Genomic DNA, 13,966 nt, shown 5'->3' with positions numbered 1-13,966 from the left:
ACCTGAAAATAACGTATTGTTTTCATTATTGCCAGTCGCCGAATTACCACTCAACATGACATGGACAAATAATGATACACTGCGCCCTTTTGGGCGTGGCTGGATCTATTGTTCATGAAGGCTGTGGTAAGCCTGGCGGCGCATGGTGAAAGCTGCGCTCCTTTTTTTAATCATTAACGCTAAATTACCACAAAATGAAAAGACTTATTATCGCAGTTGCCTTAATGCTGCTATTTTCCTGTTCCAGCGATGGAAACAATGATGAAACTACAGAAAACCTATCACCGGCTTCCACAAATCTGACAGGCCATTGGAACCTAATTGCTAAAACAGTAAACGGCCAACCGCAAGCAATTAGTGGATGCGAAGAAGACTATAACTGGTATGAATTTGGAACAGACAACGGTGCTATAATTGGAAAATTTTCTATGTATCAGACCGGCGGAAACAATTACTGTCGGCAGATAACAGGACAAGGGGCGTATTCAGTAACCGGTGATATCCTGACTTATACATCCGGTGAAAACGGCTCCATTACAAAATATAACATCATAAGTGCCAATTCGCTAACTATTCGTTTGGAAAGGTTTTATTCAAAAACCGCGACAGGAGAGGCCACTGTTCCACAAGCTCAAAGAGTTGTCGAAACATGCAATAAATCCCAATAGCGATGACAACTTACAGCAAAGATGATTTCGGCATTGTAATCGATGGACAATTACACTCGGTTGATTGGATGCCCTACCTTGTTGATTCGCTTTCGAACAAAGTGCTAAACAACATCATTAGTAAAATTGACAAAAAGCTTCAAACGAATCCGCCAGATTTTACATCAGACGCAAGAAATTATACTGTTGGTCAGGTAGCGAAGATGACCAACAAATCGGTTTCAACAATAACACGTCATTGTAGAATTGGTCTACTGAAAGCCAGTAAAGTAGGAAAATCATGGCTAATTAGGGAAAAAGATTACATTATATATAGAGATAACGTTGATGACGAATAAAAATCAACCATCGAAACTTTAACAGCGACGTACTTTAATCTACAAAATTAAGCAAGAATGCAGATAAGTTTGAACACCGGAAGCGCATTAAAAACTCATACTGAGTATCGCATTGACGCGATATAGCAATGAATCGGAATCCTAATAAATGCACCATCAAAAGAGTCAAAATTTGGTGGTGCTCTCTTTTAAAGATGACCCCATACCCTATTTTCATTCCGTTTTCTAAAATGTAAATATCGGAGAAATGGGCGCTACCCTACCGAAGTCGGTGACATATAAAAAATACGTTTTATCATTAAGGGGCCGATAACCTTACTATCATCGATTCCTCAGTGATACTATAACAAAAAATGTAGCAGTTGTATTTGCGTGCCTGCGCGTTCGGTGATTTTTACACTTCCGCACGCAGGGATACACAAAAATAAATTTGATTTGTAAAATGATAAAACCGGTTAATATTAAATCTCTGCTCTGTATGATTTTTGAGATTTGAACAACTGAAATCATCACAAAAAAAGTATAGATGCTTGCCGCAAAGTTTTTCTTATAATTAATCACAAAGATTACAATTCTTTGCTATCGTTTTAAAACGAAAACTATATGCCGTATCCGGTTTTAGTCTTATATAATCAGATACTTATTTAGTAACCTCCCTCCAGTAATCTTCTGCATTAGGAACTCTAAAAGAGTTTCCAAATCTTTCTTCTATCGTTGTCTTGGAATGTTCTGCATGTTTCTCATATGCGAGAAAAAGATAGTAATTTGCTAACTTATTAGTTTTGCTCTTTGGATTTTTTAACGAATATAGTAAAGTATACACATCAAAATAGGCTAATGGATAATCTTGTTCAGCAGTTAACATTGCATAATAAAGAAATTCTTTTGAGTGGCCACTATAGTAAAATATATGTCTCAGCTTTCGGTAGGCTAACGTATCCCCTTCCTTTACTTTGTATATTAACTGTTTAATTTTTTCAGTATTTTGAAATTCATCCAAATATGATTGAGATGGACTGGTAACTTTTTCATGTTGAATTTCTGTCGCACCTATATCTTTTTTTCTGTTGCAAGAAATGTAAAAAGCAGATATTAAAATTAGCACGTATGATGACTTTATTTTCATTATTATTTGTTTTTTAAATATGAATTGTACAATTCTCTGTTTACTTCTTTACCATTTTTATAAGTTACAATGTATCCATTTCGATCTTTCATATCGATATTACTGCTTACTCGCGTAATTGACGCTTTTCCATTCGCTTTTGCGTAGCCAACATATCCGTCAAAACCTGTAACTGTAGCATTAGGATGTTCCTTCGATATTTGTTTTGCCATTGGGTTATCGCCACTTGCAGATTCGCAAGTATAAAGAGTTAAACTAAATTTAGTCATTTTTTCAACTTTTCTATAGGCAACACTCATTTCCTTCATAGCAATATCAAATTCTTTTGCATTCATAAGATCTCGATCTGGTTTATGTTTGTTATCTCCAATGTGAACTTCACTACCATGTCCATAAACCGTGAAAACCATATCGCCATTCTTATAATTACCAACTTTATTAGCTTCATCAAAAACATCATTAAACGGTTTTTGATGTATATCTTCGGATGTTGGTTTAAACAAATTTACAGGGGGTTCATCATCATTTTCTTCTTCAGCCGCTACATCATTTCTTAATTTTACAAATGCAATTTTAGCTTCCTGCCCGGTTAGTGTTGTGCCCCAGGCCTGAAAATCACCCGCCTGCATTCCATCTGGGTCAACAAAATAAATTGGATTGTTCAACGCGTAAGTATATGGAGAAAACCTTCGTGATGTTTCAGCTAAAGGGTCAATGTTCATCCACCTACCAATTGCAGGGTCATAATTCCTCGCGCCATAATCATACATATTTAGCCCCAACTCGTCCTGGTATTCTTTTCCACTGTATTTGTATTTGTAAACTGGCTCCAATGCTTGTTCCGGCTGATTACCTCTTAATTTCAAAATGCTAACGTTATAACTTTTGTGCTTTAGCCCGAAAGGATAAAAATGACTTTGCTCCATAATAGCCAGGCCGCTTGGGGATCCTGGGTCAGAAGTATAACTCAATCGCACGTTGCCTAAATGGTCGATATAATTGTAAACATATTTGTAAACGCCTGAATCAAAATTCACATAACCTTCAGCTGTAGGGAAAAACTTTAAAACGTTGCCTGTGTATTGAAAGCCGTCCAGATAATCCGTCAGGATTGTTGTTGATCCCTGCGAAAGGATTTTCTGCACTTTTACTCCCGCCGCATTGTAAATATAATTGATTTTCCGAAGCGGGCTTAACACAGTCACAATTTCCGTAGGCAGATTTAAATGGTTGTATTTGATAGGGTTCGCGCCATTACTATTAATTCCCTTATTCAGATCGGTAATCATGTTGCCGTTTGCATCATACTGGAAATCATCGCCCGTATTGGCTCCATCTGCAAAACCCTGCGTACTGTATTGCCCGGAGTTGTCGGTTACTTTCATCAGGCGGTTACTGTTCGCTTGATATACATAACTGAGCCTGTCGATTTCCAGAGCTTGCGTCGAAGAATCGAAATCGCCATTTCGTATCAAATCTGTAATATTGCCATTTTTGTCATAGAATGCGCTTTCATCGTAGGAATTGGTAACCGCTATAGATGTTCCTGGTTTTTGATATGTAGCAGAAGCTAACCGGTTTAGATGGTCATATTTATAACCGTATTTCCGTAAAACATTATCTGCTGAAGTGCGCCAAAAGGTTTCGGAAATGTTGCCGTTGAACAATGCTGTACCTGTATAATTGGTTTCGTTCTCTACTGTATTGTAATTAATCTTGTAGCCAAATAAATCTTTTTCAGAAGTGTTCAGGACTACTTGACCTGTATCAGGATCATTATTAAGGCCTGTTAACCATCCACGGATATTATAAACGTAATCTATTTTTTGTAATGGTGCAGCTGCTGTATTTCCTACTTTTTTATAAGACAGAACCCCGAGGTGGTTGTAATTGTTTTCAGCCAGCAATTCCACTGTGCCGTTATTCACCTGATGGGTATGGGACAAAAGTCTGTCCTGCCCTGAATATGTAAAAACTTCGGTGGTTTTTAATTCCGTACTGCTGCTTAAACGTTTGTGTCGTGTTTCAGTCTTCAGGATTTTACCTACAAAATCGATCTTACTGTCTGTTTGGGTATATCCACCAAGATAATTTTTTTTATAGTTTCTTACTGCCCTGGCTTTGTTATCATATAAAATATAAGTCGTTTCTCCCAAAATGTTGCTTGCAGCTTGTAGTACGCGCACCCATGATCCAGTTTGAAGACCTCTTGGCTTTTGTGTGCTGTTGTTATAATAAACCGTCTGGCTGTTGTCTGTCAATACTGTCGAGAATAGCGTCGGCGCATTAGCAAAAGCATAATCGTCATAATAGGTTACCGTAAGCAGTTTAAAAGTTGTTGGAACAACCGTATTGCTGTAGCGCACATCAATTCCATCAATATTGCCAGAAGCCAGCTTGGTTTCATTGAAATTATTGGTCACTACATTTTTTGCTTGTTGTAGGGTTGCGCGCGCGCCAGTGTTTACAGTTGCGGCATACCAACCGGTGTAAACCACACGGCTAAGCGCGTCATATTTTGTGATGAGCCAGCCTACATTGTTTGGCGCGGTGGCATCTGTAAAAGGAGAGAAAGCAGGCCCGGTTGCTACAACACGACCAAGGCGATCATAAACGATAAATTCCCAGTCTTTTCCGGGAAGCTTTTTCTCAATCAAGCGATTCTGGTGGTCGTAGCGGTATTGATAACATAAGCCATTTTTAATTTCATCACTGACGCGGTTGCTTGTATTTGCAAGTGGCGGAATCACATAAGTTAGATTGCCATAAATATCATAAACATAATAAGTATCATGCGCTACAGAATTGTTAAAAGTTCGCTTCAATATCATTTGTCCATACAGGTTTTTAAATTCCTGTACCGTATTATTGTCACCATCAGTAGCCCTCCAGTTTTCATTTTTTGTAATACTTTTGTAAAGCTCGTTTGCATTGTAGTAAACATTGTAATCATCCAAGCTAATGCCATAATCGCTTGTTGCAGAAGTGGTTGCAGTATATTTTTTTACTTCGTTTGCTACGTTGGTCTGATACGCAAACTTTACTTCGTTTCCGCTACCCATAGCCCAAGCATTTCCTGTGGCAGACTGCTTCGACAATCTATTTAATGGAGAAAGCTCGAACAATTTGTCGCTATAGGGTACTGTTTGCCAATATTGGTCATTATACTGGTTATTGATGGATTGTATTACTTGTGCATTATCAGAAAAATTACCAGTGTCATAATAAGTATTAAAGGGTAAGTATTCCTTCGTTTGTCTACCTATTGAGTCATACACAACCGGTGTAACTATATCCATTGCTGAAATTGTCTGGCGACAATCGATCTTTTGTTTTAAACGACCCAGTCCGTCAAAGTAATTGATGATTTGCAACTTTTTATCAGAAGTCACTGCTTCTCCACTACCAACAATATTTACACCGTTTTGTGTAGGTACTTTATATGTCTTTGACCAAACAAAATTCTCTAAAACATTCGGAGTTTGCCCTGAAACGACAAGAGGAAATATAAGAAACAGAAAATATGTTTTTTTCATGTATTATGGTTTATAGTTGTATATATTCTCATTTATTATATTGTCATCTTTGTCTTTGACAAATTTAAGCCTGCCTGAAGAATCGTAAAAATATTTAAAAATGTCCCCTTTAGGATCAGTCACTGTACTTACTCCTACTAAGGGAATATGCGTATACGTAGTCACCAATGCTTTGGGCAGTAAATTTCTAAGATTGTTTATAGAAGCTAAATTACCCTCATTTAAAGCATCAAGTCCTTCCCCATCGGGATCAATATTTAATGCTGCTGCAATTTGATAATAGTCGGCGTTTTCGATTTTTGCAATCGGCAAACACTTGTTATATCCCCAGATAATTGACGTTGGCATGTCGTTCTCATATTGATACTGCCATACGTTGCCAAGATAGTCATATTGTAGTGCTAATGTTTTTTGCTCCGAAGACGTTGGGGCATATGGCTTTGCAGATGATATATATTCAGGCAGATACAATGAGCCAAGTACAGTATAAGAACAGCTCTCTGTAGCGGTAAGCACGTTATTTTTATAATATTGTGTACTCACTGGGATTGCTGAAACAACCTCAGAATAGGCTATTTCTTTCTTTTGAGAATCGACACCATTGGTTGTAGTAATGGACGCAATATCCCTATTTGAGTTGTAAATGTAGTTTGTTGTGGTCACCATCGGATTTCCATCAAAATATTCTGTCTGGACGCTACTTTTAAGCAAAGTCTGTTTAGAAAAAATAGGATATGAGCTGAATAAAAATCGGGGAATCATTCTAAAGAGACTGCCATTATTAGAACTGCATGATGGTGAAAAATAGGTTCCGTAAGGGGTAATTTTTACTCCATAGTCGATTACACTGAGATAGTTATTGTAATCAAAAATCGTATTTTTCAATAATTGGTTAGAGCCATTATATATATTTTCTTCCATAACTGACCCGTTATCAAACCCCGTTTGTGGTGATGTAAAATTGCCATTTAATTTCTTTCCAGAAGCGTAAGCCACATTTTCTGGTAGGTTACGGTAGTTCTTATCAATATATCCGGAATCACTATCGGTTTCCTGCGTAATTCTCACTCTATCGTAACCGATATAATTTGATACTCCGATTGGAGATACATTAAAATAACTTGCAGCTGACAATTCACGCACTTCAGTATGATAGAGATAGCCCGCATAATCCGGATGTTGAGCTGCCGCGTCATATTGTGTGCTTTTTCCAACCAATAATGGTAACATTGTTTTTCCTCCAAAATACTCATATAATTTTGAGGTAATCAGCTTGCCGTCTGAATCGTAGTTTTGGATTTTTCTAATTCTTAATCCATTTCCTTTTGTTCGCGCTTGTGCCGTAACCTGTTGATTAAAAAATAAATTTACCGCTTCGTTCAGTTCATATTTAAAAGAAGTGTAACCTTTGGTGGGATATGTAATTTTTTCCAAAATATAGGCCTTTGCAAAAGTTTCATTAGCATTAAGGTTGTTTCCTTGATTTACCATATCGGCGTACCCTACAAATTGATTCGGGTTAGGTGCAAACGACGTGTTGCCTACGCTTCCGTTAAAATACCCCCAAAAATCAATTGCGAAAGAATTTTTCTTAGGAAGACTCTGAGGATTGTAGGAGAAAGTATATAATTGGTTGTTAATATTGACTGAGTTTAGTTTCAACCTATACATCGCTTCATTCGCTGTATGTCCAGTTACAAGAGTATTTGACGTTGCCGAAGTAAAATAGTCATAGGCAAATTTGACGCTCTTTATTCTATTTGCATTATAATCTCGTACAACAATTGAATCCAATTTCTTTAATAGCGGACTGTCTGTGCGGGTGGAGTAGTGGAAATTGACTTTACCTTCATTCCAGGTAATTGAATTTATCAGCTTCACATTTTGTTTTGTAGATGACGTATAAGTTGTTGACTTTGTAGTCGCCGTTATTGGAGCGTAGTTATTAGCATCATAACTTACCGAATTGTCACCCCAATTTTCCATTGTCAAATTGCCAAAAGTCTGACATCTGGTTCCGGAAGCGTACGTCTGACTGGAGATTGTTGTTTGACAAAAAGTCTGCGAAACTGCGGGCGCGTTAATCACATTGTTAATATCTGAATAATCTATTGTGACTGTTTTTCCCTTTATGTCAGTAATGTTTGTTAATTTCCAAGTTCTCGAACTGATGACATTTGTAAAATTAGTTGTGGGTTGTGAATTAAGGTAGCCTTTAACATTTTCTACAGCTTCAAATGTGTAAGTTGTTTCTTCAGGATCAATAATTACAAAACTTGTTTGTTCAGGATTGGTTAACCCGAATTCAATTCGGTATCCCACTCTATTTAAACATTTGAAATTTACCACGTTCTCAGCCGAAAGAAAATCTGTTGTAAATACAAGTGAATGTCCAAGAAAATTTGCTGTAAAAATATCCGGCTCTGAATCATACCACTCCTGAGCAATCATGTCATACATTTCAGTCAGCGCTCCGTTTGCTATTCCATAATATCCATATGTGACTGTATTTCCCACCGTTGCACTTGGTGTTGACAAAGGATATTGGCTTCCTGGAGCATAACATAATTGATTCTGATAAGATACATAAGGACAAGCATAAGGTGCATTTCCAGGATAAACAAACCCTTGATAATCTGGTCTCTGTTTTCGATATCTGCCAATTTGATAATCATACAATGCTCTAAAATCATCGATATCATTAACCGTTTGGACTATAGAGCCAAAATTAATATCCCAGCCCAGCCCCACCATTGTAGCATCGTCTGCCACACGATTTCCACTGGTGGCCTTATAAGTAAGGTTAAGTGGAAAAAGTGGTATATCTACTAAAGGTAAATTGATACTTGCAGAGCCGTTGTATTCGTTTAATCCTATTTCCTGAAATTTAAACATTGATGCCGCCGAAGGACTTGAAGGCATGTTTGGCATATACTTATCCTGAATCTGTTGGCCGCTTTGCGCGACAGAAGTTTGCGCAATCAGAAGACAGAACATCAACGCTCTAAAAATTGGTTTTTTTGATTCGTTTTTCATTTTAACTATGTAATTACTTTTTAACCACTTTAATTCCGTCACTCTGTACATTTGTCTTAATGTTTATTATGTAAATACCTTCCGGATACGCACTTAAATTTATCGGAATAGTCCTTCCTGTAATTTCAAAGCTCTGTAAAGTATGCCCAGCTAAATCAACCACAGTTGCAGTTCCGTTTTCAAATTCATACCCTACAATCACGTTAGTAAAATCACCTGCCGGGTTCGGGAACGCTTCAATTGTTGCTTTTACAACTCTCGGCTTTTCTTTATCTAAAAGTTTTACAACCCAAAAATCGCTGTTTCCATAATGTGTTTTCTTATCGCGTGATGGTGGGATGTTCGCTTTTCCTCCACCAAGGGCTGATGACAACCCATCCATAGCTTTTCCAGCATCCATTCCTGAGCCGCTATTTCCACCGCCGATAGAAGGCACATTCCCTAACGGACTTTTGGGGGCGTTTACGCCGAATTTTAGAGGAGAATCTGCACCTAAGTCAGTTGCTTTGTTGATTTGATCAGCGGCCGCTCCGACCGTTTCAATATAACCTTTGTTAAAACTTTCCGCCGCTTCAGCAATTTTGCCATTGGCTTTGTCTGTCACGTCTTTTATACCTTGTAATTGCTCGCCATTTCCCAAGCCAATTGAGGAACCGTCACCCACACCTGAGTTTGTTCCCGCGATTCCCATTGCACTTCGCACCGGGTTTGAAGTCCCGGCAAGCAAATAACCGCCGTCCCTGGTTTCCACTACTTTTGTCAGAATGTCCTCTCCGTCGCTACCAACGGTTTTATCCCATAGTTGCTCTCCTGTTTCTGATATTTTTAAGGCGATGTAATCATTTATTCCTTTCTCATCTTTTTTCTTGTTATTCGCTTGTGATTTTGCGAAACCTCCGATTAGTAGAGTATGGTCTTTATTTTCTACAATTGAAGTCAATATATCTGAGACACCGAAGTCATAGGTTTCCTGCCAAAACATTGCGCCTTCCTTATCAAGTTTAACAACCCAGAAATCAGTACCTTTACCATTGCTTTTCTTTTTGCCGTAATTTGATCCCGAATTGGAATTTCCACCCAGAATGTAACCGCCGTCATAAGTCTGGTGTACTACGGCCAATTCATCATCTTTATCACCGCCTATGACTTGTTGCCACTCTTCCTCACCATCTTTATCAAGTTTGATGACCCAGTAATCGCCGATACCTATATTGTCGTCTTTTTTATTGCCTGAAGCTGGCGAATTGGAATATCCTCCTAAAATGTATCCCTGATCGGCAGTTTGCTCGATGCTGCGTAATTCGTCAAGATAAATTCCACCGAAAGTTTTCTCCCACATAACTTTTCCATCTTTATCCAGTTTGACGACCCAATAATCGAGATTTCCGTAGCCGTTTTGTTTTTTGTTTTCGGACTTGTCGGAACCTGATGAACCGCCTACAATGTATCCGCCTTCTTTACTCTGTGCAATGCTTTTTATTTTCTCCTGCCCCAGCCCGCCAATGGTTTTTTGCCATTGTTCGCCTCCACCAGCATCAAGCTTGATAATCCAGAAATCATCCCCGCCGTAAGTATCATCTTTTTTAGATTGTCCTTGTCCAGAATTAGAATTTCCGGCAAGAATAAAACCACCATCGTTGGTGAGCCGTATCGATTGCAGGAAGTCGGAACCGCTTCCACCGAAACTTTTTTGCCAATCCATGTCCCCGCTTTCATCCATTTTCCAAATCCAGTAATCCAAGTCTCCAGCACCTTCGGAAGTTTTATTTCCCGTTTTGCCCGAAAGCGAACTTCCTGCCAAGATAAATCCGTAATCAGCCGTTGGTACAGCATCAAATAAATATTCAGCATTTTTCCCTCCATAGGATTTTTCCCAAAGCATATCCTGAGAATAATCTATCGTGGGTGTTATGAATAATGACACGCCAATAAAATTTCGAACGATTAAAAAAATATTTTTCATAGTATATTAATTATGCAGCCGATGGACGACGGTGATTCATTTGTATTATGCGATAGCCTGCATGGAACAGATTGCAGACATAAAAGAATTCATCAATATGCGCCCAGTCAAGGGAAGGCATCAAGAATGATCCATTAAAAGCGGAAGTGGTATTTGCTTTTATTTATTTGCGCAAACCTATTGAAAAGCTTATTAAGTAGCAACTTTCTTTTATGCTTTTTTTAACAAATTTCGTAGATCAAAATAAATCTACAGAAAAGTTTAATCGGTTAACCTTTTCATCGTGAAGAATATATCGATGTTTTTATTACATTCACGTAAAAAATTATAGTGCCATTAAGTCGAGGAAGAAAATTGCAAAGAAAAAACCGGCAAGCAAGAGTAAAAAAAAGTTGCATAGGCCGTACGAGGTAGTTAAGCAAAGAATGTTTGAAACTCCGAACCCATTTCGAACGGATTTATCTTTTGAAGAAAAAATGGCGGTATTTAAGGATATAGCCGCAGACGCAAACGCGGAATATGAGGTCGAATTCGAAAAAATTATGCAATATTTTAAACGTTACGATCCGTTATATCTCTGTGCTTTTGCTTTTAACTACTTTTTAGATAATAGAGCTGGAATCGATACTGAGGCGATTGAAGGCAAGATAGATTTCCCTCCCTTTTATGTTGAGATTTTACAATGTCTTGCATTGTTTCAAAATCGTCATTATAATGCTGAACCGCTCCATAGCAATGCTCCACATTTCCGAGATACATTAATTAAACTTAATACCAATTTATCCTATTCCTATTACGGATTAACACAGAATGTTAGTTCAATTGATGAGTTACATCTGGTAATGTTACGGATGGGAATGATGCTTCACACATTGGCTGTCAGAAATTGGGCATATGAATCTCAAATGCAGTCCGTAGCGCGTGATTTAGCGTCAATCATTCAAACGCGATTTCGCGATAAGTTAGGTTTCGACCCGCACATATTCTTAGATATATTATTTGGAATCGTAAGTAATACGAGTAGTAAGCTCAATACACATTTTCAAAATATCAGAAAAGTAGTTAAAGGAAAAACGCATGATGAGGTATTTGATAAATATGAAGAAATTTTTGATGTAGAAGTCACGAGTGTCGATCAACGAGAGAAAATGTGGCGGGGTGTTTCTCGAAAACTGATGTCATTAAAGATAGTGCTAATGGAACATTCGGACTTGGCACTGGAAAAAGTTTTCACTTCATCTGCCAAAGAACTGAAAATGTTAACACAGCATGAAATTACGGTTGAAGAATGTCATCTAATTTTTGAGAAAATTTCACTTCGATTTGGTGAACTCCAAGGAACCGACAAAAATCACATTTTTCTAAACAATCCCGTCCACCGAAAGCCTTTTATAAAAACTGATGAGTCTGAATATTTTTCCGTGCTGCCGTATATGTTTTCCCACCTATCGGTTGACCTATTAGAAGGATTTATCAATACCGACAAAGAACTCACCAAATATTATTTAGCTGAAAAAGGAAAATATCTTGAAAAGAAAATTGAAGATTTGTTCCGAACAGCGTTTCCGACAGCACAAATTTTTGTAGGAAGCAAATGGAAATGTCCTGACACTAATAAACTTTACGAAAATGACCTTCTAATAATTGTTAAGGAATTCGCAGTAATTGTCGAAGCCAAATCCGGTACAATTAGTCCGCCAGCCCGTCGAGGGGCAAAAGATCGGTTATTTGAAACATTAAAACAATTGGTGGTAGCGCCTTCAGAACAAGCAATCAGATTTGAAACTTTTCTTAAAAGCAATCCGAAAGTTCATACTTTTAAGACGACCGGCGGCAAATCTAACGTATTCGATTCGAGCGGCATTAAATACTTCATTCCTTTGGGAGTAACTTTGTCGCATTTAGGATCAATTGGCTGTAATTTAAAGAAACTTACCGAGGCAAAAATAATTCCAAACAAAATTAATGAATTAGCTCCATCGATAAGCCTCACTGATTTAGAAATCATTTTTGATCTGCTACCATTACAGTCAGAAAAATTACATTACTTCGCGCGAAGAAGGGAGTTCGACGCACACATGACTTTTCAGGGCGATGAACTCGATTTAATTGGATTCTATTTGGACACCGGCTTTAACATCGGCGAAGATGAATTCAACGGCTCATTTATGAACTTAACATTAAAATCTAAAGAACTTGATCCTTATTTTATGGGAAAGGAGCATGGTGTAGCGGTTAAGAAGCCACATTTAATCAAAACCAGATACTGGCAAGACATTTTGAATGTAGTCGAAGAACGAAAAAGCCCTAATTGGCTTCAGTCATCTTATATACTCTTACACACATTATTGAAAGATCAAATACTGTTCGAAAAAAAGTTTAATGAACTGAAAATGATTGTACGAAAGGGAAAACCGCTGAAGAAACATAACTGGTCACTTTTAAAGACTGGCCCAAAAAGAAGACAATACGCAATAATTGGATATCCATACAAAAATATAACAATTGATGAAAGAAATGATGTGATTAAGATGATTGTCGATTCAGGTGAAGTACAGGACGCGCGCGGAATCGTAATAATTGGTTGTAATCTTGACAATGAACATTATCCTTATTCCGTACTTGCAGGAAGTTCATTAACTGATTTTTTTGATCGATTAGATATTTAAAGGATAAACTTCGAAGACACCCGCCCTTTCTGTTCCAAAATAATTGAGTAATATTGAAAATTGCTTTTCAACTTCAATCTTATTCAAATCCTTGCAACATAAACAAACTCTGTGTTAGCCGCTGCATCAACATATCTTTCTTCAACAATTTTCATTAGTAACGGCAAATATTCATTATCGTCGTAAAATTTGCGTCATATCGCCTTTATAAAATAAACATTGAAATGTTCTAAGGCGTTCAACTTTAAGTATCAGCCGAGTAGAAAAATTCACAATAAATTACCTACGTAATCTAATTCATATGAACGTTTGATGAGTTTGGCAGAAAATTTAAGTCAAATAGAAAAATTTATATATTCGTTGGGCGATTGTTGGGCAAATAACATAAAACAAAAATGCAACTATCTTAAATATAGATAATTGCATTTTAAAAGTACCCCAGACCGGACTCGAACCAGCACACCCGAAAGCGCTGCGACCTGAACACAGTGCGTCTACCAATTTCGCCACTAGGGCATTCAGAGGCACAAAACTACTGTATTTTTTTATTTCGAAATGCAGTTTTCTATAATTTTTATGCCTTTTTTCGTGCAATTAAAATAAGTACGACAGCGTATGGTATTTTAAGCT

General features: G+C 37.5%; 7 protein-coding genes and 1 tRNA gene. 3 read left to right on the top strand and 5 right to left on the bottom strand.

Annotation, left to right across the window (positions count from 1 at the left end; all coding sequences use genetic code 11):
* The first annotated feature begins 194 nt into the window (after window positions 1-194).
* Both BLS32_RS05240 and BLS32_RS05235 read left to right on the top strand, forming a co-directional pair.
* Complete coding sequence (locus BLS32_RS05240; protein ID WP_091392645.1) at window positions 195-668, top strand: lipocalin-like domain-containing protein; 474 nt, start codon at window positions 195-197, stop codon at window positions 666-668.
* Between the two features lie 2 nt (window positions 669-670).
* Window positions 671-1,006 (top strand): helix-turn-helix domain-containing protein, encoded by a 336-nt coding sequence (locus BLS32_RS05235; RefSeq protein ID WP_091392643.1) that lies wholly within the window; start codon window positions 671-673, stop codon window positions 1,004-1,006.
* A 640-nt stretch (window positions 1,007-1,646) separates the two neighbouring features.
* On the opposite strand, the gene BLS32_RS05230 is transcribed toward BLS32_RS05235, so the two are convergent.
* Genes BLS32_RS05230 through BLS32_RS05215 form a run of 4 tightly spaced genes read right to left on the bottom strand, consistent with a single transcriptional unit; the run spans window position 1,647 to window position 10,667 of the window.
* Window positions 1,647-2,132 carry a hypothetical protein gene (locus tag BLS32_RS05230; protein WP_091392642.1) on the bottom strand — a complete coding sequence of 162 codons (486 nt, stop codon included), beginning with the start codon at window positions 2,130-2,132 and terminating at the stop codon, window positions 1,647-1,649.
* Between the two features lie 2 nt (window positions 2,133-2,134).
* Window positions 2,135-5,668 carry a DUF6443 domain-containing protein gene (locus BLS32_RS05225; protein ID WP_091392640.1) on the bottom strand — a complete coding sequence of 1,178 codons (3,534 nt, stop codon included), beginning with the start codon at window positions 5,666-5,668 and terminating at the stop codon, window positions 2,135-2,137.
* Window positions 5,669-5,671: 3 nt separating this feature from the next.
* On the bottom strand, window positions 5,672-8,704 hold the full coding sequence (locus tag BLS32_RS05220; protein WP_139171695.1) for a hypothetical protein: 3,033 nt from the start codon (window positions 8,702-8,704) through the stop codon (window positions 5,672-5,674).
* A gap of 13 nt (window positions 8,705-8,717) precedes the next feature.
* Window positions 8,718-10,667 (bottom strand): T9SS type A sorting domain-containing protein, encoded by a 1,950-nt coding sequence (locus BLS32_RS05215; protein ID WP_245699346.1) that lies wholly within the window; start codon window positions 10,665-10,667, stop codon window positions 8,718-8,720.
* Between the two features lie 425 nt (window positions 10,668-11,092).
* On the opposite strand from BLS32_RS05215, the gene BLS32_RS05210 reads away from it, so the two are divergent.
* On the top strand, window positions 11,093-13,336 hold the full coding sequence (locus BLS32_RS05210) for a hypothetical protein (RefSeq protein ID WP_139171694.1): 2,244 nt from the start codon (window positions 11,093-11,095) through the stop codon (window positions 13,334-13,336).
* 434 nt (window positions 13,337-13,770) lie between these two features.
* On the opposite strand, the gene BLS32_RS05205 is transcribed toward BLS32_RS05210, so the two are convergent.
* Window positions 13,771-13,852: transfer RNA gene (locus BLS32_RS05205), tRNA-Leu, on the bottom strand.
* Window positions 13,853-13,966 lie beyond the last annotated feature (114 nt).

Origin of the sequence: Flavobacterium noncentrifugens (genome assembly GCF_900100375.1) — a bacterium.
GTDB lineage: Bacteria > Bacteroidota > Bacteroidia > Flavobacteriales > Flavobacteriaceae > Flavobacterium > Flavobacterium noncentrifugens.
This window is presented reverse-complemented; position numbering and strand designations above follow the sequence as displayed.

Bases quoted from the DNA above. Each gene is read 5' to 3' on its own strand.
- BLS32_RS05240 (WP_091392645.1), top strand. From the start codon at position 195: ATGAAAAGACTTATTATCGCAGTTGCCTTAATGCTGCTATTTTCCTGT.
- BLS32_RS05235 (WP_091392643.1), top strand. From the start codon at position 671: ATGACAACTTACAGCAAAGATGATTTCGGCATTGTAATCGATGGACAA.
- BLS32_RS05230 (WP_091392642.1), bottom strand. From the start codon at position 2,132: ATGAAAATAAAGTCATCATACGTGCTAATTTTAATATCTGCTTTTTAC.
- BLS32_RS05225 (WP_091392640.1), bottom strand. From the start codon at position 5,668: ATGAAAAAAACATATTTTCTGTTTCTTATATTTCCTCTTGTCGTTTCA.
- BLS32_RS05220 (WP_139171695.1), bottom strand. From the start codon at position 8,704: ATGAAAAACGAATCAAAAAAACCAATTTTTAGAGCGTTGATGTTCTGT.
- BLS32_RS05215 (WP_245699346.1), bottom strand. From the start codon at position 10,667: ATGAAAAATATTTTTTTAATCGTTCGAAATTTTATTGGCGTGTCATTA.
- BLS32_RS05210 (WP_139171694.1), top strand. From the start codon at position 11,093: ATGTTTGAAACTCCGAACCCATTTCGAACGGATTTATCTTTTGAAGAA.